Consider the following 23,640-nt stretch of genomic DNA (forward strand, 5'->3'; position numbering starts at 1 on the left):
CCTCGTCATGGGGGCCTGAACGGCCCGAACGGACGCTGACGGGTCGGCGGTGGTCTACTCGGCTGGCCCGGCTCGCCTGCAGGCGGGAGGACATACCACAACGACCGTTCGGTTTGCGGCGGCAAGCAGGCTCCCGCTCCTGCGTCAATCGCCAGGCTGTTGGGCGGCCGGGTCGTAGCGTCAGCGGTAGCGGCCAAGGCGCGTCCGTGCGTCGGCACTTGTCGGCCCCTTGACGGCCGCCGGAGGACGTGTCGAAGGTGCGGACTCCTCTATCGCTCTGTCTAAGGCAGTCGGTAGGTTCTGACGACTGTTCCGACGGCTCCATTTATTCGGGTGAGGCTCTGTTGTTCCATCAGGGCCGCGCCCACCTCGACAGCGAAGAGGGCTGCCAGCTCCGCGTCGGCGGCGACTTGACGCTGTTGCGTTTCCGTCTTTGAATCCCCGTCTACCCCTCGCCTGGGCTGACGGGGGGTGGTGTAGGTGCCGCGGCCGTGTTCGGTGGCCACCAAGCCTGCCTCCCGTAATGCGGCTATCGCCTGACGAACCGTGCCGCGCGCTGCTCGGAATTCGGCGGTGAGCGCGCTCTCGGTCGGCAAGAGGGCTCCGGGCGGGATGGTGCCGCTTTCGATGCGCTCTCTCAACTCTTCGGCGATGACGCGATAGCGGGGCTGTCCGTAGTGCGGGGTGGGCACCTGCTCACCGTACCTGGCACTTGTCTTACCAAGTGCCAACAAGTGACCTATTTCGACGTCTAGACAACTCGTCCACTTGTAGATACGTTTCCTGATGTGCGGCTGAGGTGACGGCTCGTGTCAGGGGTGGTCCCGCGCCGGTTCTGGTCGCACCTGATGCGCGGCGTCCTGTCGGACCGGTTGCGGTAGCCGCGCGGACAAGTTGGCTCGGCGATACCCGACCCGTCCGGCGTCGGACGGTGCGCCGTGCCTTCATTCGGGCCGGTGGCCGGCTGCATTCCCCCGTGGCTGGCCACCGGTCCCCGCCTACCTGTGGAGGTGCGATGTCCGGCTCTCACCGTCGGCACCATTGGCTCTCGTCCTGGTGGTCTCGGAGACGCCCGTCTGCCCGGGGTGCCAACAGCGACGTTCCGCCGAGTCAGCGCGTGACTTCTACGACCTTCTCCCCGCGGTGGTCGACGGGCGCCACCCGTGAGTTGCCTGTGCTCCGGTATGCGCCCTTGATGACGCGGGCCCAGCTCTTCAGAGGCAACGGCGGGCGGTGGCCGCGATGAGTCGTCCGAACAAGCCGGCTGCCGTCACCAGCCATCCGGACTGGTGCGCCCCGGATCGCTGCGGCTACCTGGTGCCGCCGGTCATGACGCATATGGCTCGCCGTCATCGCGGCCCGATGCAGCGGGCCGGCGACAGTCGGGCGGGCGGGCTCGTCGTTACCTACCTCATCAGCAGTGAGGCTCTGGGTGGCCCCATGGTCGGTGTTCACGTGACCTGCCGGGCCGGGAACGCCTGGGCGGAGTTGTCCTTGCCGCAGGCAGCCCAACTGGTCGAGCAGCTTCGCGGATCGCTGGCGCACGCCACCGGACAGGGGGCGGGCGATGAATGAAGGGACTGCTAACCCAGAGGGCTCGTTGCCCTCGTCGATCGCGCCGGTCGTGTGCCCGGTCTGGTGTCGAGGCTGTGGACCGAACGACCCGATGCACCGCGGGCTTCTCTCCACCATCGGACGGGAGCGGACCGGCTGGGTCACCGTCCAACTGATCGTCGACCGGTTCGCCCGCCGGGACCTGGCCGTGAAGCTCGACGCGACCCGATACGGCGCGACGCAGACCGTGCTTCTGTCGCCCGCGCAGGTGGACCGGCTCATCGACGAACTGGTGTATGCCCAGCTGGAGATGCTGACACCGGCAGAAGGCGGCGAGCGGGCCGGAGAGACGCGGTGAATGCCAACACCCGTCGGGGCTCAGCCGTTCCTCGTGCTCCTGGCCTTCGCCCTGCGCGGCCACCGCGAGCAGCGGTAGCCGTACCGCCGGTTCCTGAGCGGCCCGCTGGCGGGACCACCTGGCAGACGTTGGAACGTCTAGGGGGTACGGTGACCGGTGTGCAAGGCCGGGACTGGCGCCCTCGCTACCTGCAACTCGCCGAAGAGTTGCGGGCAAAGATCGTGAGCGGCGAACTGGCCCCCGGCACCCTGATGCCCAGCGAGACCGAGCTGGCCGACACCTCGGGCCTGTCGCGCACAAGCGTCCGCAACGCCATCCGGCAGCTCCGCGAGTGGGGCTTGGTCCGCGCGGAGCAGGGGCGCGGCACCTACGTGCGGGCACCCCGCCAGCGGGTACGCCGTCGCAACACCGAGCGGTACCAGTGGGAGAAGGATCGCGTCCTGCTCGATGAGGACGAGCGGCTGAAGACTGGCGCCACTGAGCACGACACTGGCCTGACCGTCGACGACCTGAAGTTCCACGCCGAGTATTCGCGGGTGGAGGCTGATGCGGAGATGGCGGCGGCCTTGAAGGTCGAGCCGGGTACGCCGCTGCTGCGCCGGGTCTACTGGACGTCGTCGCGGCACGAAAATGCGCCGCTGACCGTGTCGTACTCCTATCTGCCGTATGACCTGGTGGCCGCGAACCCGGACCTGCTCGACGCGGGCAAGGAGCCGTGGCCGGGCGGTACGCAGCATCAGCTCTACACGCTCGGCATCGAGCTGGACTGGATCGACGACGAGATCCGCGCTCGTCCGCCGTCGCCCGATGAGGCCGAGTTGCTGGACATCGACCCGGGCGTCTCCGTCCTCACCGTGCGGAAGACCTCAACCGACACCACGGGTCGCGTCGTCGAGGTCGCCGACGTGGTGATGCCCGGCGACCGCACCGAGCTTGTCTACTCCCACAAACTCCAGCGGTGGAAAACTTGACGCAGCTCGTCTCGGTCATCACCCCGGTCCACGCGCCCAGCATCGAGCACCTGCCTGGCGCCTACGAGTCGTTGGCCAAGCAGGAGATGCCGGCCGGCTGGGACTGGGAATGGCTCGTCCAGGAGGACGGGCAGACCGGCGCCCTGGTCGACGCGCTGCCCGGCGATCCCCGGATCAGTCTGGGCACCGGCCGTCCCGGTGGGCCTGGAGTTGCCCGCACCCTTGCTCTTTCCCGAGTCTCCGGACAACTCATCAAAGTCCTGGACGCCGACGACCAGTTGACCCCCGGCGCGCTCGCCCGGGACATCGCCGCGTTCGACGCGCACGCGCAGATCGGCTGGACCACCTCGCGGGTACTCGACCTGCTGCCCGACGGTTCGACCGCCGGTTGGGACAAGGACCCGGCCGGCGGTCTCATCGACCGCGGTGCGGTCCTGGCGTTCTGGAAGGCCAACGACCACCGGGCATCGGTGCACCCGGCGACCCTGTGCCTGCGGCGAGATCTCGTCTTCGCCCTGGGCGGCTGGATGGCGCTGCCCGCCTCCGAGGACACCGGCCTCCTGCTCGCCGCCAACGCGGTCACCGCGGGCTACTTCACCCGCGAATACGGCCTGCTCTACCGCAAGTGGCCCGGCCAGGTCACCAGCCAGGCGGCACACCGGGAACCGGCTGAGTACCAGGGTCGGATGAGGATTATCGAGGCCAGAGCCAACGCCCTGGCCTCGATGATCCCCGACGGCTTCGACGGCAGCGCTACGGCGTAGCTTCGTGCCCCGGCATCCCGCGGGTACGCCGCCGCTCCTTCATCTCCGCCTCGAAGATGTGCCGCCGACCGCCGGCTAGCTCCTCCCGCGCGTCCCGCTCGACTTCCTGGAACGCGGCGTAGTAGCCGTCGTCGAACTCCTCCATGATCTGGAACGTCCACCGGCCGGGTAGCACGTTGCGCCCCAACAGCTCGTGCTCAACCCGGTCGGCCATCTCGTCGTGTCCGGCCTCGCGAAGTAGCTTTACCACCCGGTCGAGGGTGAGATCCGCGCCGCCGACGAGCTGGTGCGCCGAGTACAGGTGGCCTCGTACCCGGTGGATCGTCTCGAGAGCCTTGCTCAACTCACCCAGAGCCTCGACCGTCTTGTCGCCCACACCTGCCGGACGCGAGTGCTCTTGATCGACAGCCTGACCCGCCTGCTTGTGCGTCATGGCTGCGCTCATACCCAGCCGGTCAGCTTTGACGCTTCCTGCGTCAGTAACTGCTCGACCGTCGAGGCGCTACATTGAATAGCAATCAAGGTCAAGCAAGGACGCGGTCCTTATTGCGCGAATCGCTGCAATTATTTTTGACCCACCGGATCTGTCAGACTTCGCTTGCAATTGGCCCTAGCGGTATGCCTATGATCTCGGTGAGGTCAAACTCAACCGACCGTGCGCGCACAAACCGGGGACCCGCCTTCAACTATCAGCGTTGAGGGCGGCGAACTCATGCCCGCATAAGGAAGGTGAAGTATGGCCAACGCCAAAAAGGGCTCAAAGCCTCGCAAGCTGAGAGGCAGAGCCCCGAAGAGCCATGCCTGGCATCCTCGGCCTGAGATGGAGCGCCTGAGCTGGTACTTCAAGCTCATCGCACCTACCTTGACCTGGTTGATCATGGACTGGCTCAGAGGTGGGGGGGTTGGTCGGCTCGCCAATTAAGCGAGCCGACCCTCCTCACGGGCCGTCACCCTTCGCTCTGTCCGGGGCACGGGTGGCGGTCCGTTTCCCGTGTTGGTGCAGGATCGTCGAATCTTGACCAACACGTGTGCAGTTGAGCGTCAGCGCGTTGAACGTTCAACGCTTCTCAACTTCCAATCTAGGTAATTTAGAAGTGCTGCTACACCGTACAACGTCATCCGTGTCATTGCTACTTCGCTACCGCATCGCCGTAGCGAACGGCCGAATCGGAACTTCGAATCGTGTAGCTCATCAGCAGTGCCGGTTTCGCAAACATGCTTGCAAAACTCCCTAGGGCTTCGACCCCCTTCCGCTCGTCACGGCAGTCCTGAGCGCAGGCCCGGCTGGCGGCGGGCTCCTGTCAGTGCGTCCTTCAGCCTGCCCTCGGCATAGTCGTTGACTTGTCTGCCAAGCCCCGTCTACCTTGGACGCAACTTGGCAGACAAGTTAACAAGTTGGAGGTTGAGCGATGGCTCTGCGAGGCGGCACGAGGTTCGCGGTGCGGTGTGAGGACGTGTTCCCGGCGGGGTGCGCGTTGGTGCCCGAGTCTCTGGGCGAGGTCGAGGACTACGACGAGAAGACCGGTCGGCGTAGCCCGGCGAAGGACAAGCTGACCGGCCAGCGGGTGTGGCAGGTCCGGGTAATGGACCTGGATCCGGAGCTGGGCAAGCGGTCGCGGGAGACGACGGTGAAGATCTCGGCGGACTACCAGCCGGTGCCGCCGACGGGCGGCCTGTTCGAGGCGGTGGAGTTCGACGGCATGACCGTCACGCCGTACGTGGGCAACAACGGTCGGATGGCGTATTCGCTGCGGGCGACCGGGATGCGTGCCCCGGCAGGCGTGGCGACGAAGGCGGCGCAGTAGCCGCATCTGGTGGGGGCGGGGCTGTCAGGTCTTGGCGGACGGCAGCCCCGCCCTCTGTCTCTTTCCCCTGCTCTGTCGAGAGAGGTAGTGACATGTCCAAGCGTATGCCTGCCGTCCTGCGGCGGCCCACAGTGGCGGGTGCGCGATGATCCGCCGGCCGCGTGGCGAGGTCGTGATGACCACCGCCGGGGACCTGATGGTGATCCGGCCACGCCGGCTGGAGCTGCCGGTCTGGCTGATCGCGCTCGGCCTGGTGCTGCGGTGGCTGTGGCGGGGCCTGTGGTGGTGTCTTCGTCACCCGGTCGCCGTCGCCCTGGTCGTGGCCGCTGTGAGCCTCTTCCGCGAGTTCGGCCGGGCCGGCGTGATCGTGCCCGTGGTCCTGGCCGCTGCCGTGTCGGCGATATGGCGGTGGCGCCACGAGTCGTCCTGGTGGACCTGGTGCGCAGGCCCTATCCTCGGCCGGTTCCGCCAACTCTTCGTCTACCGGCGGGCCTGGCGCGAGGCAATAACCCTCTGCGGCCTGGCCAAGGTGTACGACCACCGCACGGTCCTGCCGGAGCTGCTGCGGGTCCGCTCGGATCAGGCGCTCGACGTGCTGACCATCCGCATGGTCCGCGGCCAGACACCGGAGGAGTTCCAGAAGGCAACGGCGAACCTGGCGTACGCCTTCGGCCGGCGACACGCCCGGGTCTACTCCGAGCGCCCCGATGACCCGCCGATCCGGTCGGGCTACTGGGCGCTGGTCCTGGGCGCGGTGGACCGGCTGCGGTTCCGGGACCGGCCGTCGGTGGTCTACCTGGTGGTGGTCCGCACGGATGCGCTGCGCACTCTGGTCGACCCGTTCGACGTCCCGTCGGTGCCCGATTTCACCGCTCTACCCCTGGCGCGACGGGAAGATCTGCGGCACTGGTGCCTGCACTTGCTCGCCACGCACGTCCTCATCGGCGGTGCCACCCGCTCCGGGAAGGGCTCGGTGCTGTGGTCGCTGGTCCGCGTTCTGGCCGGTGGGATCTCCTCCGGGCTGGTCCGACTCTGGGTGATCGACCCCAAGGGCGGCATGGAGTTCGCGATGGGTCGGCCGTTGTTCGCTCGGTTCGCCTGCAAGTCGTTCGAGGCCATGGCCGACCTGCTCGACGAGGCCGTCACCGTGATGCGGGAACGGCAGACCCGGCTTGCCGGCGCGGTGCGGGTGCACACTCCGACCCTGGCTGACCCCCTGGTCGTGGTCGTCATCGACGAGATGGCGGCACTGACCGCGTACCTCCAAGATGTTGACCTGCGCAAGCGCATCGCCGGCTCACTCGGGCTGCTGCTGTCGCAGGGTGCCGGCGTCGGCGTCCTGGTGGTGGCCGCGTTGCAGGACCCCCGCAAGGAGGTACTGCCGTTCCGGGACCTGTTCCCGACCCGCATCGCGCTCGGCCTGACCGAGGCCGCTCAGGTCGACCTCGTGTTGGGCGACGGCGCCCGTAACCGGGGTGCCCTCGCCGACCAGATGCCCCGCTGGGCCAAGGGCGTCGGGTACGTGATCCTCGACGGCATCCCAGAGCCAGCCCGGGTCCGCTTCTCTTACATCTCCGACGACCACATTCGGGAGTTGGCCGCCGAGTACCCGGCGCCAGCCGACGCGGCGGACATCCTCGCCCAGGTCGGCCGGGAAACCGCCACCGAACCGACCCGGCCGACCCTGCCCCGGCAGCGTCGCGGACCACTACTGCCCGACTCGCTGCTGAACATCCTCGACCGGGACACCGACGGGGGTGAGCCGCGGTGACCGCCCCGACCGACGGCCGAACCTTCTACCGGCTCCGCGCCCCAGGCACTGACGGTGCCACCAGCACTGCCGTGTCCGTCCGCGTCGACCCCGACCGGCCCGATGCGTACCCGGTCTATCTCGCCGTCGGCGGCGGTCGGCGCCGCATGTACCTGACCCCCGACGAGGCGTGGGCGCTGTGGCGCTGCCTCTCCGAAGCGGTGGCATCCCTCGGCGAGCCACCCGAGCACATCCGTACCCGCGTCGCCCCGGCCCGGAGGTAACCGATGTCCCTCAAGAGCTTCTTCCTCGGCACCCACCGCCTCAAGCCGCTGCACATCGAACTCAACGGCTCCCCGGACCGGCTCGCCGGTGCCCTGCACGGCCTGGCGCACATGGTCAACCGTCGCCGCGACCTCAACGGCCAGCAGATCTGCATCATCCTGACCGTCCGCGACACCAGGGGCGGCCGATGATCCGCGAACGCGCCGAGTCCGGCGTACGGGTGCTGATCCTGCTCGCCATCGGCACCATGGCCGGCGCCGCTGCCTTTACCCACGTCCATGACCTGACCGTCGCCCACGGCCAGCCCGACTGGATCGGCTGGGCCAACGCCGTAGCGGTCGAGCTGATGGCCATCTACCTCGGCCTGGAGATCCGCGCCCGCCGCCGTGATGGTCGACCCGTCGGCCTTGTCGGCGTCCTCCTCATCGCGTTCGCGCTGCTCTCCCTCGCCGCCCAGGTCGCCGAAGCCGAACCCTCCGTCTGGGGCTGGATCGTCGCGGCCGTGCCGTCGCTGGCCTTCCTCGCCCTGGTAAAGGTCGTCCTGTCCAGCGAACCCGCTACTCCGCCGGCATCGGAGCCCAATCAGCCGCAGGGCGATTGGTACGACGAGCCGCAGCCTGTCGAACCCGCGCCGCCGGCTCCGGTGATGCCGCCGGCATCAGCCGCGGTGCTGCCTCGGGTCGGTGTCGTCCAGTCCAATCGGCCCCAGGTCGTCGGGATCATCCGATGACGGCTCCCACCCTGCCCGGCCTCGAACCCGCCCCGACCCCGGTTGCTCCTCGGCCGGGGTCGCGGGCGGCCCGCATGGCGCTGCCCCGCTCGATCGACGTCCTCAAGGACATCGCCATCGAGTACGGCGTCTGCGTCCGCCCGCTCGCCATGCGCCGGACCGACCTCGACACCGGACTGACCGAAGTCATCGACCTGCCCTGCGGCGCGACCCGCGAGGACAAGTGCCCGCCGTGCGCCAAGAAGAACCGCCGGCTACGGCAAGCCCAGATCCGCGAGGGCTGGCACCGCGACGACGAGCCGCTACCCGGCCCGGAACCCGCGACCGAGGCGCAGAAGTCGCTGATCCTGTTCCGCGCACACCTGGAGTTCTCCCGGGACGAGGCGGTGAGGGCGGCCCAGTGGGATCAGGTGACCGACCTCGACGAGGCAATCCGCGAGGTAGAGGAAGCCATCGCCGCTGAGGGCCTGCGCGGGCGCGTCGGACCACCTCACGTCACCGACGACGAGGACCAGGACGACGAGCCCGGCCAGCGACGCAAGCGCTCCACCAAGCGGCGCCAGGACGCCCCCGAGCTGCCCCGGCGCAAGGTCGAACGGCGCACTGTCGGCAGGACCTATACCGCCCCGGACGGCTCCACCTACCAACCGTCGATGTGGCTCACGCTCACCCTCGACTCGTACGGCCCTGTCCGCCCCGACGGCACCCCCGTCAACCCAAACCGGTACGACTACCGCCGCGCCGCCTGGGACGCCGTGCACTTCCCCCGGCTACTGGACCGGTTCTGGCAGAACCTCCGACGGTGCGAGGGCTGGAACGTCCAGTACGCCGGCTGCGTCGAGCCGCAACGCCGTCTCGCCCCGCACGCCCACTTCGCTATCCGGGGCACCATTCCTCGGGACGTGCTCCGCACCGTGGCGGCGGCGACCTATCACCAGGTGTGGTGGCCCTCGGTCGACGTCCAGCGGTACACCCTCGACCGGCTCCCGGTCTGGGACGAGGAGGCGGCGGCATGGGTCGACCCAGACACCCGGCAGCCGCTGACCACCTGGACGGAAGCCCTCGACGCCATCGACGACGACCCGGACGCAGAACCGGTCCACGTCGTGCGCTTCGGCGCCCAGGTCGACGCCCGCGGCGTCATGCCCGGCACCGAGGACGCCGAACGGACCATCCGGTACGTCACGAAATACATCACCAAGCACACCGGCGACTGCCACAAGGCCACCAGCGACCGGCAACGCAAGCACCTCGACCGGCTCTGGCAGCAACTCCAGCTGACCCCGTGCACCGACCGGTGCGCGAACTGGCTGCTCTACGGCGTCCAGCCGAAGAAGGCGCACGCCAAGCTCAAGCCGGGCCGCTGCAAGGGCAAGGTCCACCAGCGCGACACCCTCGGCATCGGCGGCCGGCGCATCCTCATCTCCCGTGACTGGTCCGGGAAGACCCTCGCCGACCACAAACACGATGCGCGGGCCTGGGTACGGGCACTGCTCGGTGTCACCACCGACGGCACGCAGCTCGTCGACGACCAGGGCGACACCGCCGATCGGGTCCGGCACGCCTGGGAGTTGGCCCGACCCGACGACCCGGACGTCGGCCCGATGACCCATCGGCTCATGCGATCGATCAGCGAGCGCGCCCGCTGGCGCTCCGAACTGCTCGCCGCCAAGGACCGGGCCGCGCAGGGTTCCTCAGATCTTTCGGCAACTCAGCCCAGCGCACAGCACGACGGGGAGGAAACGCAGTGAACGAGGAGTTGTTGACCGTGCCGGAAGTGCTCGCCGAGCTGCGCGTACCGCGCTCGACCTGGTTCTACTGGCGGCAGACCGGCAAGGGGCCACGGGTGATCAAGCTCCCGAACGGGCAGCTGCGGGTCCGCCGGTCGGCGCTCGGTCGGTGGCTCGGCGACCTGGAGCAGGACGCGGCATGAAGAGCTACGAGGTCCAGATATGGGAGATCGGTAAGCGCGCCGACCGGAAGGCTCGGCCCTGGCGGGTCCGCTGGGCGGTAAGCGGCCAACGCTTCGAGGACATGTTCCGTACCAAGGCGCTGGCGCACTCGTTCCGCGCCGAGCTGGTCCAGGCGGCCAACGCGGGAGAGCCCTTCGACCCGGCCACCGGGCGCCCGGTCTCCGAGGCCAGAACCAAGAACCCCACCACCTGGTACGCCCACAGTCGCGCGTACGTCGAGATGAAGTGGCCCCGGGCGGCGGCCAAGACCCGGCGCTCGATCGTCGAAGCGTTGACCTCCATCACGGTGACCCTGACCCGCCCAGCGAAGCGGGGCCGACCGACTGACGCGCTGCTCCGTGAGGCGCTGTACCTCTACGGCCTCAATCCGCGCCGCTGGTCCGACGAGATCCCGGCCGACCACGCGGCGGCGCTCGCCTGGCTGGAAACCGCGTCCCTCCCGGTAGTCGAACTCGACTCACCGGCGATGGTCCGCCGCGTTCTCGACAGCCTCTGCGTACGCCTCGACGGCAAGCCCGCGGCTGCCTCCACCGTCCAGCGGAAGCGGGCCACCTTCTACAACGTCCTCGGGTACGCCGTCGAGCTGGAGCTGATCGCCTCCAACCCGGTCGACCGGGTCCAGTGGACCGCCCCCGAGGTCGCGCAGTCCATCGACCGGCGGGTGGTGGCGAACCCGGCCCAGGTCGCCACACTGCTGGAGGCGGTGAAATCTCTCGGCAAACGCGCCGACAAGGTCACCGCGTTCTTCGGCTGCCTCTACTACGCGGGCATGCGTCCCTCGGAAGCCGCGGACCTACGGCGAGAGGACTGCGACCTTGCCGGCCGGTGCGCCGACTGCGGGGCCAACTTCGACGACCTGGCGACGGTCAAGCCTTCCCGGTCCTGCGACCACGAGAAGATTGAATACCGCTGGGGCCGTCTGGTGCTCGCCGGCACCTCGCCGCGCGCCGGGTCGCACTGGACCGATGATGGTGGCTCCCACGAGCGGCGCGGGCTCAAACACCGGGGGAGGGCCGAGACTCGCACGGTCCCGATCCCGCCCCGGCTCGTCGAGCTGCTGTGCGCGCACGTCGAGAATCACGGGGTCGGCCCGGACGGTCGATTCTTTCGGGGTCTGCACGGTGGGCCGCTGTCCGAGTCGGTCTACGACCGCTGGTGGAAGCTCGCCCGCGAGAAGGCGCTGACCGAATCGCAGGTCGCCTCGCCACTCGTCCGCCGGCCCTACGACCTGCGGCACGCGGCGGCCTCGCTCTGGCTGAATGCCGGCGTCCCACCAACCGAGGTCGCCCGGCGCCTGGGCCACGGCGTCGCGGTCCTGCTCCGCGTCTACGCCAACTGCATCGACGGCGGCGACGACACAATGAACGACAAGATCGGCGACGCGCTCGGATGAGCAGCGCTGGTTCAGTCGCCTCCGACGCCGGTTTCACCAGCCAAGCGGCGCGCCTCGGCAATGACATCCGCGTCGATGCCCTCAGTCGTGGGGCTGGACTCGTACCCCCCGTAGTCGGGGTCAACGTAGTCGTACGTGATCTCAAGGCCGATCAGCTCGGCCGCCATGGGGGTGCCATCCCACGTGATGAACCGGTACGCCCAGGTCGTGAGTTCGCGAGGCGTGATGGTATGTCCGAGCAGCCGGCGCGCCATGACTCGGAGGGCTTCCTCCTCACCCTCTTGGCTGCCCTCCGGGTAGTAGGTCAGCGAAAGCTCCGCGAGGCTGCCTTCAAGCCAACGCCGCAGCTCGTCACTCTCGTTGCCCTTCACGGGAGAGACGCCGGCGAGGATCCGGAGGGTCGGGCTGTCGATTCCTGCCGTGAGGCAGTCGCACGCTGCCGCGATCACGTCGGCCGCGGTGCTCGGCCTGACGCTCCACAGGGTGGCGGCGTCTTGGAGGCGGGCGAGGTTATCTTGCACCGGTACATGATCTGCCGGCTCGTCACCGCTGTCGCTGGCTTATCGGCCTGTGACCGGACGCGTGGGCAGATCCGTGGGCATGGGCAGATGGTGGGCGGTGGACCGGTTGACGCCCGCCGGGGGAAGTGAAACGCCAGGTCACATGCCCTGAGGCAGCCATGATCACGGACGCCCTGTAAATCCGTCGCGAAAGCTTCAGAGGTTCGAATCCTCTACCCGCCACCAGGTGCACCAACGGCCCCTGACCAGCAGAGATGCTGATCGGGGGCCGTTGTCGTCGTTCTGGCCGGCGCCCGTATCGACGGCGGCGACGCTAACGACAAAGATCGCGCTCGACGACTGTCCCTCGTTCAGCTGCTGTGGTGCCGCCGGCGAGGGGGCGAGCTACGCCGATGACTTTCGCGACAGGTCCGCGCTCGTCGCGCTGGTGTACGGCCGCTTGTCCGCCGCGCGGCCGGATCCGTGGCTGCCGAAGCTGGGGGTGTGGAAGACGGGGCGCCGAGACTGGACGGGCCAGGCGGCTCGGACGATGGCACGGATGACTCGGCGTCGGTCCCCTCCCGGCCGGGGAGGAGCCGGAGCTCGCCGGCACCGAGGTGCGGGCCGCGTTCCAGGGTGTTGCGGTGATGCCCGTCGGTCGCCGGGTTGGCGCGCGAGTTGGTGGCGAAGTTGACACCAGGCAGCGCCTCCTATAAGCAATCATCGATACCAAACGCCATGCTAGCTGCGCAGATGCTGCCGATGGTCAGCGCTCGTCTTGCTCTCCGCCCAACGGAAATGAATCCGACGAGGTACTAGCGGGATGGCGAGGAGGCGGTATGGTGGTCGATGGCCGGGTCGGAGGCGCACGTTTGTCGGGGGCTGTGGAGGCGTTGCTGACGGTGACTGTCGAACCGGATGTGGCGAGTCCCTCCGGCTGGACCCGAATTGTGTTGAAGGTCGTATTCGACGCTGCGTGAAGCGGTTAAGCGCCCCGCAAGCTTGTGGTCTGGTCCGGTGCGTCGGGGGCGGTAGGCCGAACGGCGGGAAGTAACAGACGGTGGGGCCAGTCGGGCTACCGCCACTTCTCTGGCTGCCCGCGCTGTGGCACGATCGTGGAACCTCCATCAACGCTGTACATCTCCCGACAGGAGCGATCATGTCTGGTCGAAGGCTAGGCCGACTCGGTGGGTCTCTCCTCCTTGTGCTCGCTGCCGCCGCCATCGTGGCCGTCCCCGCCGGCCTTTTTGACAGCAGCACCGGCGGAGCTCAGGCCATCGATCTCATCTGGACCGTCGTTCCGGAAGGCGCTACCGTCGGCAGTGGTCGCTGACCGGCTCAGCTCATTCCCATCCGAGGGCGGTAAACCGCAGGCGCCGTAGGGAGCGGTATGGCTCCGCGTGATCGATCGCGACGCCGTTCGGCGGATCGCGCCTGGTTCATCACCGCGCCGCTGGTGTTCTTCGCAGCGATCTGTTCCATGGTCACCGGGCTGGTGTCGTCCCAGCCCTTCGGTGACTGGCTTCTCGCGCTCCTGTTGTTGGTCGCCATGGCCGCCGTGGGCATGCCGGTCCTCAACTTCGTCGTCCGGCGGCAATCGTTCGGCATGACCCTGACCGAGATTCCGCTGGTTCTGGCGCTGTTTCTTCTGCCACCGCTGACCGTCGTCGTGATCTACACGGTGGCGTCCATGCTCACCCAGACACGGCACCGGTTCGCGCCCGTCAAGTTCTGGTTCAACGTGGCCAAGGCGGCCGCCGGCACCTCTCTCGCCGTCCTCCTCCTTCAGGCGCTACCGCCCTCGAACGAAGTGGACGACCCCGGCACCTGGCTGAATCTCTTTGCGGCCGTGACCGCGGTGATCCTCGTCAGCCTCGCGGGCATCGTCGGCGTGCACACCCTCCTGCAGGGTTGGCAGGCGGGACGGGACTCTCTCCGTACCGCCCGCCCGGCCCTGCTCACCGCGGCGATCAACGTCTCCCTCGGTCTGATCATTCTGATCGCCGTCACCACCACCTGGTGGTCGTTGGTGCTGCTGGCCGCACTCGGTGCGGCACTGGTCCTGGTCTACCGCTCCTACGCGGAGTTCTTCCGGCAACACCGGACACTGGCCGCCCTGTACGACCTGACCCGCGCGATCGGGGAGCGGGGCCAGGACGGCGCGCTCGTCGATGCTCTCCTGGGTCGGGTGCGGGCCCTGATGCAGGCCGAGTACGCCACCCTGTGGCTGCCCGCCCTGGGTCGCCATCCCGAGGTGCTGCTCACCGCCAGGGTCGACGACCCGGGTCTGTTGGACGTCGTACGGACGCCGGCTTCTCTTCGCGAGCGCGCCGCGGATGAGGGGCGGACCATCGCGGTGGGGCGGGCCTTCGACGAAGAGTCGAACGAGCGCCAAGCCCTGAGTGAGGGCAAGATCAAGGACGTCATCGTGGTGCCGCTGCGGTCCGGCCAGGCGGTCATCGGCACCCTGGAGGTCGCCAACCGACTCAGCGATGTCGGCCACTTCACCCGGGGTGACATCCCCATCTTCGAGACCGTGGCGGCGCATGCGGCCGTGGCTCTGGAGAATTCGCGGCTGGTCGACCGGCTCCGCCACGACGCGCACCATGACACGTTGACCCGGTTGCCGAACCGGCGGCGTATCACCGGTGCTCTTGACGAATCGGTCAAGATCGGCGCGCCGGACGAGGTGGTGGCGCTGCTGCTCTTCGACGTCGACGGGCTGCGCCAGGTCAACGAGTCACTGGGGCACGCGGCCGGGGACAAGGTCCTCACCGAGGTCGCCAATCGGTTGCGGGCCAGCGCGCCGTCGTCGGCTCTGGTTGGCCGTGCCGGTGGGGACGAGTTCCTGGTGACGCTGCGGTTGGAGAGCGCCGAGGCGGCGGTCGAGCTGGCCGGCCAACTGCGCGACCAGATCCGCGACGAGATGGTCTTCGACGCGCTCACCCTCGACGTGGACACCGCCGTCGGGGTGGCCGTACACCCGGATCATGGCAGCGACGCGGCGACCCTGCTGCTTCGGGTCGACCTCGCCGCCACCGCGGCCAAGTCGGTGCCGGGCAGCGTGCAGCTGTTCAATCCCGCGCTGGAGTCCCGTTCACTGCGCCGGTTGGGTCTGGCCGGCGATCTGCGCCGAGCACTGGACCAGGACGAGCTGGAGGTCTACTTCCAGCCCAAGGTGACTCTGCGGGACCGGCGCCTGGTGGGTGTGGAGTGTCTGGCCCGCTGGGAGCACCCGGCGCACGGCACCGTCGCGCCCGAGGACTTCGTGGCGGTGGCCGAGCACACCGGCCAGTTGAGCCGGCTCACCGAGGTGGTGCTCCGGGAGGGCCTTCGCCGCAGCCGGGACTGGGCGCTGGCCGACCAGCCGCTGCCCATCGCGGTCAACCTCTCGGCCCGTACGCTCATCGACCGGCACTTCCCGGATCGGGTCCAGGAGTTGTTGACCGAGTACAAGGTGCCGGCGCAGCGCCTCACCCTGGAGATCACCGAGTCGGGGGTGTTGGACGGCACGGACCGGCCCATCCCCACTCTGCAACGGCTGCGGGATCTCGGCGTACGACTGTCGGTGGACGACTTCGGCACTGGTGACTCGTCTCTGGCGCACCTGCGCCGGCTGCCGGTGCACGAGGTGAAGGTGGATCGCTCCTTCGTGCAGGGCATGGCGACCGACCCGGGGGACCTGGCGATCGTCAACGCGGTGGTCACCCTCTCCCAGCAGTTCGGCCTGGCGGTGGTGGCCGAGGGGGTGGAGAGCGAGCTGACCCTGGAGCTTCTCCAGGACATCGGCTGCGAGATCGGGCAGGGCTTCCTGTTCAGCCGGCCGCTGCCGTACGAGCGGTTGGCTGCCTGGTTCGGTGCCCAGGTCGAGCCGGAGACGACCTCGAACGGGGAGCTTCCGCGCCTGCGTGTCGTGCCCTGAGCAGGGCGCGGACGATCACCGGGGATCCGATTTCACCTGTCGAGCCGGGCCGTGTACTCTTACTCCTGCGCGCCCCACGGGGAGATCGCGCAGGCCCCCTTAGCTCAGTCGGCAGAGCGTCTCCATGGTAAGGAGAAGGTCTACGGTTCGATTCCGTAAGGGGGCTCGAGGGTTCAGCTGGACCCATCGCAGCGGTGTAGCTCAGATGGTAGAGCAAGCGGCTCATAATCGCTGTGTCGCCGGTTCAAGTCCGGCCACCGCTACTCTCGTCTTCCGGGCTCGTTGCCGGTGGTCGTAAGAATGGGCGCTTCCGGCGCCCACTTTGCATGTCCGCGCTGTCAGCGTCTAGGCTGGCGCGTCGTAGTTGTTTCCGTTAGCGAGGAAGGCACTCCGCCGTGGCGAAGGCTACCGATGTCCGGCCGAAGATCACTTTGGCGTGTGTGGAGTGCAAGGAGCGCAACTACATCACGCGCAAGAACCGGCGCAACGACCCCGACCGCATCGAGCTGAAGAAGTTCTGCCCACGCGACGGTCGGCACACGGTCCACCGCGAGACCCGCTGACTGCTGGCCGGCCTCAGGGCCGGCCGTTGTCGAAGCTTTCCGATCGCCGATCTGACCGGTTTGGTGCGGCTCAGCCGCCGCCTACCGATCAGGTCGGCGATTGGGCTTTCCGTGTAGGTTCGCGGCATGCCTCTGGACCCTTCCTTCGTCGGCCGGACGTATCCGCCGACCGCCCCCTACCAGGTGGGCCGAGAAAAGATCCGCGAGTTCGCCAGCGCCATCGGCGCCACCGACCCGGCCCACCACGACCCGGAGGCCGCGCGGGCGCTGGGCCACCCCGACGTGGTGGCCCCGCCGACCTTTCCGGTGATCGTGACGATGGCCGCTAGCAGCCAGATCATCGAGGACCCGGCCCTGGGTGTCGACTACAGCCGCCTAGTGCACGGTGACCAGCGGTTCGCGTACACCCGGCCGGTGGTCGCCGGCGACGAGCTGGTCTGCACCAACACCATCGAGGACGTCAGCACCAGGGGTGGGCACGGCTTCCTGACCACGCGCACCGACGTGAGCACCGTCGGCGGGGAACCCGTGGTGGCGGTCTGGGCCAGGTATGTCATTCGTGGGGAGGCGTGAGGTGGAGTTGCCAGCACAGACGTTTCAGGTGACCCGCGCGGACCTGGTCCGCTACGCCGGTGCCTCGGGCGACTTCAACCCGATCCACTGGAGCGACCGGGTCGCCACCAAGGTGGGTCTGCCCGGGGTGATCGCCCACGGCATGTTCACCATGGCCCTGGTCGGGCGGGCGGTCACCGAGTGGGCCGGGTCGCCGGACGCGGTGGTCGAGTACGGCGTGCGTTTCACCCGCCCGGTGGTGGTCCCCGACGACGACCAGGGGACCGAGATCGAGGTGACCGCGCGGGTCCGCGAGGTGACCGAGGACGGTCTCACCCGGCTCGAGGTGACCGCCACCTGCCTGGGTGAGAGGGTGCTGTCGCAGGCGCGGGCAACCATCCGGACGGCAGGCTGAACCGAGCCCGCCACGCGTGGCGGAGAGACCGGTTGGGAAAGTCGGGCGGCTACCCGTACACTGGTCCGCCGTGGGGCAAGTGACCCCTGCTCGGTCGTCTGTGGCCGCGTGGGGCGAGTGTTGCCACATAGGGGTGTAGCTCAATTGGCAGAGCAGCGGTCTCCAAAACCGCAGGCTGCAGGTTCAAGTCCTGTCACCCCTGCGCCTCAGGCCTGACCGTTCCCGTGGGCCGCGCCGCCACCTGGCGGCGTCCGGCCCGTGGTGGTGGCATCGGCGGGGTGGCTCCGAGGCATTCGGGGCCCTCCGGGTGATCCACCGGCCGCGGCCCGTCGCGGGACGGTTGGGTCCGGCCGGCGTGACCAGCGCCGCGTGCGCCACTCGGCGTACGACCCCAGATTCCGCGACGGAGGGCGAAGTGGCCGACAACAAGCGGCGCGACGACGACGGCGACGATCGTCTGGACGACGAGGTCGTCGACGACGTGGCCGACGACGACGCCTCCGGCGCGGACGAGCCGGTTTCCCGGGGAGGCACCGCCACGCGGTCCCGTGCCCGGGCGGAGTCGGCGGACAGCCGGCCGACCACGCGGTCGGAAACGGGTCGGGTGGGCGTCTTCGGCCGCATCGCCCGGTTCTTCCGCGAGGTCGTAGCTGAACTGCGTAAGGTCATCTGGCCGACCCGCAAGGAGTTGCTGACCTACACCGCCGTGGTGGTGGCGTTCGTCGCGGTGATGCTGACGATCGTGGGTGTGCTGGACTTCGGCTTCGCCAAGGTCGTGTTGTTTGTCTTTGGCAACTCGGACTGACCGGCTGCCTCCAGCCATAGTGACGGAAGTGAGCGAGCGTGCCTGAGTACGACGAGACCGCCGGACCGGTGGACGAGCAGTCCACGGTCGCGACGGCGGCTGGTGACGAGTCGGTCGAGGCCGCCAGCGAGCCGGAGTTCCCTACGACCGAGCCCGCACCGGACGAGGACTACGACCCCGTCGCGGAGCTGAGGCAGAAGCTTCGCTACGCGCCGGGTGACTGGTACGTGGTGCACTCGTACGCCGGCTACGAGAACAAGGTGAAGACCAACCTCGAGACCCGGATCACGAGCCTCGACATGGAGGACTTCATCTACCAGGTCGAGGTGCCGACCCGGGAAGAGGTCGAGGTCAAGAACGGTAAGCGTTCGCAGATCCAGGCCAAGGTCTTCCCGGGTTACATCCTGGTCCGGATGGAGTTGACCGCCGAGTCGTACTCCTGTGTCCGGAACACCCCGGGTGTGACCGGATTCGTCGGCGCGACCGACCGGGCCGACCGGCCCGCCCCGCTCTCGCTCGACGAGGTGCTTAAGTGGCTGGCGCCGGCTGTCGAGACCGAGCAGAAGAAGGCGAAGCCGGAGATCAAGGTCCTCGACTTCGAGGTGGGCGATTCCGTCACCGTCACCGACGGCGCGTTCGCGTCGCTGCCGGCCACGATCAGCGAGATCAACGCCGACCAGCAGAAGCTCAAGGTGCTGGTGTCGATCTTCGGTCGTGAGACTCCGGTGGAGCTCAACTTCAACCAGGTCGCCAAGATCTGATTGGTCGTCGGCGGCGGGCCCGGCCCGCCGCCGACGTCGGCGTACGCGCTCTCGCTCGACCTCGGCGGACGAGTGGGCTGCGGCCTGCGCTACTCTTGAATGTCGCCGCTGTCGCACCGCGCTGACCGTGCGCGCCCGAGGGCGGCGACAGCCGCATTTTCCCAGCTCCAAGCCCCAGGAAGTGACATGCCTCCGAAGAAGAAGCTCGTCAAGACGTTCACGCTTCAGTTGCCGGCGGGCCAGGCCACGCCGGCGCCGCCGGTCGGCCCCGCGCTCGGCCAGCACGGCGTGAACATCATGGAGTTCTGCAAGTCCTACAACGCGCAGACCGAGTCTCAGCGGGGCGACATCGTCCCCGCCGAGATCAGCGTGTACGAGGACCGGTCCTTCACGTTCGTGCTGAAGACCCCGCCCGCCGCCCGGCTGCTGATCAAGGCCGCTGGTGTGCAGAAGGGTTCGGGTGTTCCGCAGTCCGAGAAGGTCGGCTCGGTCAGCCGCGCCCAGCTGCGTGAGATCGCTGAGAAGAAGATGGCCGATCTCAACGCCAACGACATTGCCCAGGCCGAGAAGATCATCGCCGGCACCGCCCGGTCGATGGGCATCACCGTCAACGACTGACGTCGGCCCCGACCTTCGTTCCGACCGTGGGAGGGCTCGCGCCGAGCGGCCCGCCAGAGACCACAGGAGTAATCAGCAATGCAGCGCAGCAAGAGCTACCGCAAGGCCGCCGATGTCATCGACCGGTCGAAGCTCTACACCCCCACCGAGGCCGTGAAGCTGGCCAAGGAGACCACCAACGTCAAGTTCGACGCCACGGTCGAGGTCGCCATGCGCCTCGGCGTCGACCCCCGCAAGGCGGACCAGATGGTCCGCGGCACGGTCAACCTGCCGCACGGCACCGGTAAGACCGCCCGCGTGATCGTGTTCGCCAGCGGCGCGAAGGCCGAAGAGGCCGCCGCCGCGGGTGCGGACGAGGTGGGCACCGATGAGCTGGTCGCCCGCATCCAGGGTGGTTGGCTCGACTTCGACGCGGCGATCGCCACGCCGGACCAGATGGCCAAGATCGGCCGGATCGCGCGGATCCTGGGCCCGCGCGGTCTCATGCCGAACCCGAAGACCGGCACGGTGACCATGGACGTCACCAAGGCGGTGTCGGACATCAAGGGCGGCAAGATCACCTTCCGGGTGGACAAGCACTCCAACCTGCATCTGATCATCGGCAAGGCCTCCTTCACGGAGACCCAGCTGGTGGACAACTACGCCGCGGTGCTCGACGAGGTGCTGCGTGCCAAGCCGTCCGCGGCCAAGGGCAAGTACCTCCGCAAGGTCATCCTGACCACCACGATGGGCCCGGGCGTCCCGGTCGACCCGAACCTGGTGAAGAACCTTCGGGAGGACCAGGCCGACGCCTGAGTCGACAGTTCGCTCCGCCGGGGCGCCGCCACGACCGTGGCGGCGCCCCGGCGCGTTCGAGGTGTGGCAGGCTCGACGCCATGCGGCTGGAGAACGTCTGGTTGCGGTACCACCGGCGCGGGCCGTGGGTGCTGCAGGGCATCGACGCGCGGATCGGTCCCGGCGAGGTGGCGATCGTGCTGGGCCGCAACGGGGTGGGCAAGTCCACACTGCTCCAGGTGGCCGCAGGGGTCCTCCGCCCGGCCCGCGGCCAGGTCACCGGCCGGCCGGCACGGGTGGGCTGGGTGCCGGAGCGTTTCCCCGCGGACCAACCGTTCACAGTGACCCGCTATCTGACCGGGATGGCCCGGCTGGCGGGGCTGGGCAGGGCCGCGGCCGACGACGCGGTGACCTCCTGGACGGACCGGCTCGGGCTGTCCGCCTTCCGCTCGGCCCGGTTGCCGGAGCTGTCCAAGGGCACCGCGCAGAAGGTCGGCCTCGCCCAGGCGCTGCTGCGCCCACCGGGCCTGCTGGTGCTCGACGAGCCGTGGGAGGGGCTGGACGCCGCCACCCGTGAGCTGGTGCCCGAGCTGATCGCCGAGGTGCTCGCCGCCGACGGGTCCGTCCTGGTCAGCGACCACCGCGGCGAGACGGTCCGGCTCCCGGCCGCGCGCCGCTGGCTGGTGGCCGACGGCTCGCTCTCCGAGGAGACGTCGTCGACGGACGAGACGATCGCGGTGGTCGAGGTCGCGGTGCCGGCCGCGCGGGTCGCCGGCACCGTCGCCCGGTTGCGCGCCGAGGGCCATCAGGTGCTGCGGGTACGCTCCGACGCCTCCACCGCCGCGTCCCAGGCCCCACCTGTCGAGCCGCTCCGGTCGGCCGGTGCCGCCCGACCCGCCGAGCCGTCGCTCGGGACGGCCGGGGAGTTGACAGCCGGCCGGCCGGACACCGCCGACGCGGCTGTCGAGTCGGCAGCGGGGGAGACCCGGTGAGCGGCCTGGTCCGGATGCGGTTGGCCGGTTTCCTGCGAACCGGCCGGGCGTTGGCGCCGTTGCTCGCCGGCCTGATCACGCTCGGGACCCTCTACGGGGGTGGTCGCGCCCAGCCGGCGGAGGCGTACGGGGTTTCCGCGGCGGTGCTCTTTCCGGTGCTCACCTGGCAGACCAAGATCCTCTTGGATGTCGAGCCGGACGTGCAGCGTCGGCTGGCGCAGGTGACTGTCGGGGTGGCCCGGGAGCGGTTGGCCGGGCTGCTCGCCGCCGCGGTGGCGGCGCTGGTGACGGTGGCCGTCGCGCTGCTCTTTCCGTGGCTGGTCGGCGGGGTGTCCGGCCCGGTCGACCCGGGGGACCGGTCGATTCCGGTCGGGCTCGCGCTGGGGTTGTGGGCGCATGCGCTGGTCGTACCCGCTGCGGTTGCTCTTGGGGCGCTGGCCAGCCGGGCGTCGGTGGGCGGCGCCGGGTACGGCGTCGCGGTGTTGGCCCTCGGCGGGGTCGGCGCCGTGGTGTTCGGCCTGACCGGCTCGGTGGCGCCCTGGCTGGCACCGCCGATCATGGCGGCCGCTCGCACCACCGGCGGCGAGGCCGCCGCGCTGACGGTGCTGGGGTTGAGCGGGTGGGCGCTGGCCTGGAGCGCCGCGGTCGTCGGCGGCTACCTGTGGCGTCGGCGGGCCCAGGGCTGACCCGGTCGGTGACCCAGCTCACCAGGGGCGATTTGGCGCTGGTGACGGGGGCGCGTACTCTTCAGACCGTCATCCGTGTTCTCATGGATGAGGAACCACCCAGAGACCGCTGGTCATCGTGCTTCGGCACGGTCGAAGGCCCCGCGACATCGGGCGACCCGCGTAGGGCGGCAAGCGTAACTCGGCAGTGAGCATGGTCCGCCGACCATGACGATCCGCCGGCCTTCGCCCCGTGCGCCCTGCGCCGGGGCTTTTTCGTTGTCGCGCTGCCTCCGCCCCCGTTCCGGCTTCGGCCGAGACGGGGACCAGCCTCGAGTAACGAGAGAGGAGGGACATGGCGGACAAGCCGATCCGGGCCGACAAGGCCACGGCCGTCGCTGAGCTGACCGAGAGCTTCCGCAGCTCGGGCGCCACCGTGCTGACCGAGTACCGCGGTCTGACGGTTTCCCAGCTCACCCAGCTTCGGCGCTCGCTCGGCGCCGACACCAGCTACACGGTCGCGAAGAACACGCTGGCCAAGCGTGCTGCGACGGACGCGGGCATCACCGGCCTCGACGAGCTGTTCACCGGTCCTACCGCGCTGACTTTCGTTTCGGGCGACGTCGTCGAGGCGGCGAAGGGGCTTCGCGACTTCGCGAAGGCCAACCCGAAGCTCGTCATCAAGGGCGGTGTCTTCGAGGGCAAGGCCATCACCGCGGCCGAGGTCACGAAGCTCGCCGACCTGGAGTCCCGCGAGGTGCTGCTGGCCAAGCTGGCCGGCGCGATGAAGGGCAACCTGAGCAAGGCCGCGGCCCTGTTCCAGGCCCCGCTGTCGAAGACCGCCCGTCTGGCGGCTGCACTGCAGGACAAGCGCGAGAAGGAGGGCGCCGAGGCGGCCTGAGGCCCCCACGGCGCACCAATTCTTTACTTAACAGAATCAGGAAAGGACGCCAGATATGGCGAAGCTCAGCACCGACGAGCTGCTCGACGCGTTCAAGGAGATGACGCTGATCGAGCTCTCTGAGTTCGTGAAGCAGTTCGAGACGACCTTCGAGGTCACCGCTGCCGCCCCGGTCGCGATCGCGGGCCCGGGTGGCGGTGGCGGCGGCGCTGCTGCCGAGGCCGAGCCGGAGCAGGACGAGTTCGACGTCATCCTCGAGGCTGACGGCGGCAAGAAGATCCAGGTCATCAAGGTCGTGCGTGAGCTGACCGGCCTGGGCCTCAAGGAGGCCAAGGACGCGGTCGAGTCCGCGCCGAAGGCCATCCTGGAGAAGGTCAACAAGGAGACCGCCGACAAGGCGAAGGCCAAGCTCGAGGGTGAGGGCGCCAAGGTCACCCTCAAGTGACCTGACGCTCCACCAACGCGTACCCGGCTCGTGAGCTGGGACACCATCGCGTCGCGGCGGGCGGTGATCCGACACGGATCACCGCCCGCCGTATTTGTGGATCCGGCTGCGACCGGTCCTGAGCTGGGCTCCGACCGTGGGTAC

At 68.9% G+C, this 23,640-nt stretch carries 27 protein-coding genes and 3 tRNA genes; 27 read left to right on the forward strand and 3 right to left on the reverse strand.

Annotated features, from left to right (window positions below; translation table 11 throughout):
* Window positions 1–281: 281 nt before the first annotated feature.
* Window positions 282–692 (reverse strand): GntR family transcriptional regulator, encoded by a 411-nt coding sequence (locus ACIBEF_RS08390; RefSeq protein WP_396792336.1) that lies wholly within the window; start codon window positions 690–692, stop codon window positions 282–284.
* A 550-nt stretch (window positions 693–1,242) separates the two neighbouring features.
* Between ACIBEF_RS08390 and ACIBEF_RS08395 the strand changes: the two genes are divergently transcribed.
* The 4 genes from ACIBEF_RS08395 (at window position 1,243) to ACIBEF_RS08410 (ending at window position 3,647) form a co-directional block, all read left to right on the forward strand.
* Complete coding sequence (locus tag ACIBEF_RS08395) at window positions 1,243–1,575, forward strand: hypothetical protein (protein ID WP_396792338.1); 333 nt, start codon at window positions 1,243–1,245, stop codon at window positions 1,573–1,575.
* 91 nt (window positions 1,576–1,666) lie between these two features.
* Complete coding sequence (locus ACIBEF_RS08400; RefSeq protein ID WP_204942131.1) at window positions 1,667–1,912, forward strand: precorrin-4 C11-methyltransferase; 246 nt, start codon at window positions 1,667–1,669, stop codon at window positions 1,910–1,912.
* 149 nt (window positions 1,913–2,061) lie between these two features.
* Complete coding sequence (locus tag ACIBEF_RS08405) at window positions 2,062–2,883, forward strand: GntR family transcriptional regulator (RefSeq protein ID WP_396792340.1); 822 nt, start codon at window positions 2,062–2,064, stop codon at window positions 2,881–2,883.
* The gene (locus ACIBEF_RS08410) at window positions 2,871–3,647 is read left to right on the forward strand and encodes a glycosyltransferase family 2 protein (protein WP_396792342.1); all 777 of its coding nucleotides are present in this window, start codon (window positions 2,871–2,873) and stop codon (window positions 3,645–3,647) included. The genes ACIBEF_RS08405 and ACIBEF_RS08410 overlap by 13 nt, the downstream gene beginning before the upstream one ends.
* Here ACIBEF_RS08410 and ACIBEF_RS08415 read toward each other — a convergent pair.
* Window positions 3,637–4,080: a hypothetical protein gene (locus ACIBEF_RS08415; protein ID WP_396792344.1), complete on the reverse strand. Its 444-nt coding sequence runs from the start codon at window positions 4,078–4,080 to the stop codon at window positions 3,637–3,639. The genes ACIBEF_RS08410 and ACIBEF_RS08415 overlap by 11 nt on opposite strands.
* Window positions 4,081–5,056: 976 nt before the next feature.
* On the opposite strand from ACIBEF_RS08415, the gene ACIBEF_RS08420 reads away from it, so the two are divergent.
* The 8 genes from ACIBEF_RS08420 (at window position 5,057) to ACIBEF_RS08455 (ending at window position 11,583) form a co-directional block, all read left to right on the forward strand.
* Window positions 5,057–5,452, forward strand: coding sequence for a transcriptional regulator (locus tag ACIBEF_RS08420; protein ID WP_091402451.1), 396 nt, complete (start codon window positions 5,057–5,059; stop codon window positions 5,450–5,452).
* Between the two features lie 175 nt (window positions 5,453–5,627).
* The gene (locus tag ACIBEF_RS08425; RefSeq protein ID WP_396792346.1) at window positions 5,628–7,223 is read left to right on the forward strand and encodes an FtsK/SpoIIIE domain-containing protein; all 1,596 of its coding nucleotides are present in this window, start codon (window positions 5,628–5,630) and stop codon (window positions 7,221–7,223) included.
* Window positions 7,220–7,486 carry a hypothetical protein gene (locus ACIBEF_RS08430; protein WP_396792348.1) on the forward strand — a complete coding sequence of 89 codons (267 nt, stop codon included), beginning with the start codon at window positions 7,220–7,222 and terminating at the stop codon, window positions 7,484–7,486. Before ACIBEF_RS08425 ends, ACIBEF_RS08430 begins: the two co-directional genes overlap by 4 nt.
* A gap of 3 nt (window positions 7,487–7,489) precedes the next feature.
* Window positions 7,490–7,678, forward strand: coding sequence for a hypothetical protein (locus ACIBEF_RS08435; protein WP_112671649.1), 189 nt, complete (start codon window positions 7,490–7,492; stop codon window positions 7,676–7,678).
* Window positions 7,675–8,217, forward strand: coding sequence for a DUF2637 domain-containing protein (locus ACIBEF_RS08440; protein WP_396792350.1), 543 nt, complete (start codon window positions 7,675–7,677; stop codon window positions 8,215–8,217). Before ACIBEF_RS08435 ends, ACIBEF_RS08440 begins: the two co-directional genes overlap by 4 nt.
* Entirely contained in the window at window positions 8,214–9,968 is a 1,755-nt protein-coding gene (locus tag ACIBEF_RS08445) for a replication initiator (RefSeq protein ID WP_396792352.1), read from the forward strand. The genes ACIBEF_RS08440 and ACIBEF_RS08445 overlap by 4 nt, the downstream gene beginning before the upstream one ends.
* Window positions 9,965–10,150 carry an AlpA family transcriptional regulator gene (locus tag ACIBEF_RS08450; protein ID WP_030329852.1) on the forward strand — a complete coding sequence of 62 codons (186 nt, stop codon included), beginning with the start codon at window positions 9,965–9,967 and terminating at the stop codon, window positions 10,148–10,150. The genes ACIBEF_RS08445 and ACIBEF_RS08450 overlap by 4 nt, the downstream gene beginning before the upstream one ends.
* Window positions 10,147–11,583: a tyrosine-type recombinase/integrase gene (locus ACIBEF_RS08455; protein WP_396792354.1), complete on the forward strand. Its 1,437-nt coding sequence runs from the start codon at window positions 10,147–10,149 to the stop codon at window positions 11,581–11,583. The genes ACIBEF_RS08450 and ACIBEF_RS08455 overlap by 4 nt, the downstream gene beginning before the upstream one ends.
* 11 nt (window positions 11,584–11,594) lie before the next feature.
* Here the strand turns inward: ACIBEF_RS08455 and ACIBEF_RS08460 are convergent, their stop codons facing one another.
* A complete protein-coding gene (locus ACIBEF_RS08460; RefSeq protein WP_396792356.1) occupies window positions 11,595–12,104 on the reverse strand; it encodes a hypothetical protein in 510 nt (169 codons plus the stop codon).
* Window positions 12,105–13,473: 1,369 nt separating this feature from the next.
* Between ACIBEF_RS08460 and ACIBEF_RS08465 the strand changes: the two genes are divergently transcribed.
* From ACIBEF_RS08465 to rplL, 15 genes are all read left to right on the forward strand, one after another.
* Entirely contained in the window at window positions 13,474–16,005 is a 2,532-nt protein-coding gene (locus ACIBEF_RS08465; protein ID WP_396792358.1) for a putative bifunctional diguanylate cyclase/phosphodiesterase, read from the forward strand.
* A gap of 93 nt (window positions 16,006–16,098) precedes the next feature.
* Window positions 16,099–16,171 (forward strand) — tRNA-Thr (locus tag ACIBEF_RS08470).
* Window positions 16,172–16,195: 24 nt separating this feature from the next.
* Window positions 16,196–16,268, forward strand: a tRNA-Met gene (locus ACIBEF_RS08475).
* 132 nt (window positions 16,269–16,400) lie between these two features.
* Entirely contained in the window at window positions 16,401–16,568 is a 168-nt protein-coding gene (gene rpmG, locus ACIBEF_RS08480; protein WP_007073056.1) for a 50S ribosomal protein L33, read from the forward strand.
* Between the two features lie 126 nt (window positions 16,569–16,694).
* Window positions 16,695–17,141: a MaoC family dehydratase N-terminal domain-containing protein gene (locus ACIBEF_RS08485; RefSeq protein WP_091402433.1), complete on the forward strand. Its 447-nt coding sequence runs from the start codon at window positions 16,695–16,697 to the stop codon at window positions 17,139–17,141.
* A gap of 1 nt (window position 17,142) precedes the next feature.
* Complete coding sequence (locus ACIBEF_RS08490; RefSeq protein WP_396792359.1) at window positions 17,143–17,535, forward strand: MaoC family dehydratase; 393 nt, start codon at window positions 17,143–17,145, stop codon at window positions 17,533–17,535.
* Window positions 17,536–17,664: 129 nt separating this feature from the next.
* Window positions 17,665–17,737: transfer RNA gene (locus ACIBEF_RS08495), tRNA-Trp, on the forward strand.
* A 213-nt stretch (window positions 17,738–17,950) separates the two neighbouring features.
* The gene (gene secE, locus ACIBEF_RS08500; protein ID WP_091403530.1) at window positions 17,951–18,340 is read left to right on the forward strand and encodes a preprotein translocase subunit SecE; all 390 of its coding nucleotides are present in this window, start codon (window positions 17,951–17,953) and stop codon (window positions 18,338–18,340) included.
* A gap of 38 nt (window positions 18,341–18,378) precedes the next feature.
* On the forward strand, window positions 18,379–19,101 hold the full coding sequence (nusG, locus tag ACIBEF_RS08505; protein WP_112584800.1) for a transcription termination/antitermination protein NusG: 723 nt from the start codon (window positions 18,379–18,381) through the stop codon (window positions 19,099–19,101).
* A 186-nt stretch (window positions 19,102–19,287) separates the two neighbouring features.
* Complete coding sequence (rplK, locus tag ACIBEF_RS08510; protein ID WP_124820953.1) at window positions 19,288–19,719, forward strand: 50S ribosomal protein L11; 432 nt, start codon at window positions 19,288–19,290, stop codon at window positions 19,717–19,719.
* 78 nt (window positions 19,720–19,797) lie between these two features.
* Complete coding sequence (gene rplA, locus ACIBEF_RS08515; RefSeq protein WP_124858778.1) at window positions 19,798–20,514, forward strand: 50S ribosomal protein L1; 717 nt, start codon at window positions 19,798–19,800, stop codon at window positions 20,512–20,514.
* Between the two features lie 80 nt (window positions 20,515–20,594).
* Entirely contained in the window at window positions 20,595–21,485 is an 891-nt protein-coding gene (locus ACIBEF_RS08520) for an ATP-binding cassette domain-containing protein (protein ID WP_396792360.1), read from the forward strand.
* Window positions 21,482–22,171 (forward strand): hypothetical protein, encoded by a 690-nt coding sequence (locus ACIBEF_RS08525; RefSeq protein WP_396792361.1) that lies wholly within the window; start codon window positions 21,482–21,484, stop codon window positions 22,169–22,171. The genes ACIBEF_RS08520 and ACIBEF_RS08525 overlap by 4 nt, the downstream gene beginning before the upstream one ends.
* A 334-nt stretch (window positions 22,172–22,505) precedes the next feature.
* Window positions 22,506–23,051: a 50S ribosomal protein L10 gene (gene rplJ, locus ACIBEF_RS08530; RefSeq protein ID WP_112584808.1), complete on the forward strand. Its 546-nt coding sequence runs from the start codon at window positions 22,506–22,508 to the stop codon at window positions 23,049–23,051.
* Between the two features lie 55 nt (window positions 23,052–23,106).
* Window positions 23,107–23,496 (forward strand): 50S ribosomal protein L7/L12, encoded by a 390-nt coding sequence (gene rplL / locus ACIBEF_RS08535; protein ID WP_357208428.1) that lies wholly within the window; start codon window positions 23,107–23,109, stop codon window positions 23,494–23,496.
* Window positions 23,497–23,640: the final 144 nt, after the last annotated feature.

This window comes from Micromonospora sp. NPDC050795 (assembly GCF_044456785.1).
Classification (GTDB): Bacteria; Actinomycetota; Actinomycetes; order Mycobacteriales; family Micromonosporaceae; genus Micromonospora.

What these genes read in the sequence shown, in the direction of transcription:
- ACIBEF_RS08435 (WP_112671649.1), top strand. Translation starts at nt 7,490, where the DNA reads ATGTCCCTCAAGAGCTTCTTCCTCGGCACCCACCGCCTCAAGCCGCTG.
- ACIBEF_RS08395 (WP_396792338.1), top strand. Translation starts at nt 1,243, where the DNA reads ATGAGTCGTCCGAACAAGCCGGCTGCCGTCACCAGCCATCCGGACTGG.
- ACIBEF_RS08425 (WP_396792346.1), top strand. Translation starts at nt 5,628, where the DNA reads ATGACCACCGCCGGGGACCTGATGGTGATCCGGCCACGCCGGCTGGAG.
- ACIBEF_RS08415 (WP_396792344.1), bottom strand. Translation starts at nt 4,080, where the DNA reads ATGACGCACAAGCAGGCGGGTCAGGCTGTCGATCAAGAGCACTCGCGT.
- ACIBEF_RS08400 (WP_204942131.1), top strand. Translation starts at nt 1,667, where the DNA reads ATGCACCGCGGGCTTCTCTCCACCATCGGACGGGAGCGGACCGGCTGG.
- ACIBEF_RS08455 (WP_396792354.1), top strand. Translation starts at nt 10,147, where the DNA reads ATGAAGAGCTACGAGGTCCAGATATGGGAGATCGGTAAGCGCGCCGAC.
- rplJ (WP_112584808.1), top strand. Translation starts at nt 22,506, where the DNA reads ATGGCGGACAAGCCGATCCGGGCCGACAAGGCCACGGCCGTCGCTGAG.
- ACIBEF_RS08440 (WP_396792350.1), top strand. Translation starts at nt 7,675, where the DNA reads ATGATCCGCGAACGCGCCGAGTCCGGCGTACGGGTGCTGATCCTGCTC.
- ACIBEF_RS08485 (WP_091402433.1), top strand. Translation starts at nt 16,695, where the DNA reads ATGCCTCTGGACCCTTCCTTCGTCGGCCGGACGTATCCGCCGACCGCC.
- ACIBEF_RS08465 (WP_396792358.1), top strand. Translation starts at nt 13,474, where the DNA reads ATGGCTCCGCGTGATCGATCGCGACGCCGTTCGGCGGATCGCGCCTGG.
- ACIBEF_RS08520 (WP_396792360.1), top strand. Translation starts at nt 20,595, where the DNA reads ATGCGGCTGGAGAACGTCTGGTTGCGGTACCACCGGCGCGGGCCGTGG.
- rplK (WP_124820953.1), top strand. Translation starts at nt 19,288, where the DNA reads ATGCCTCCGAAGAAGAAGCTCGTCAAGACGTTCACGCTTCAGTTGCCG.
- ACIBEF_RS08420 (WP_091402451.1), top strand. Translation starts at nt 5,057, where the DNA reads ATGGCTCTGCGAGGCGGCACGAGGTTCGCGGTGCGGTGTGAGGACGTG.
- rplA (WP_124858778.1), top strand. Translation starts at nt 19,798, where the DNA reads ATGCAGCGCAGCAAGAGCTACCGCAAGGCCGCCGATGTCATCGACCGG.
- ACIBEF_RS08445 (WP_396792352.1), top strand. Translation starts at nt 8,214, where the DNA reads ATGACGGCTCCCACCCTGCCCGGCCTCGAACCCGCCCCGACCCCGGTT.
- rplL (WP_357208428.1), top strand. Translation starts at nt 23,107, where the DNA reads ATGGCGAAGCTCAGCACCGACGAGCTGCTCGACGCGTTCAAGGAGATG.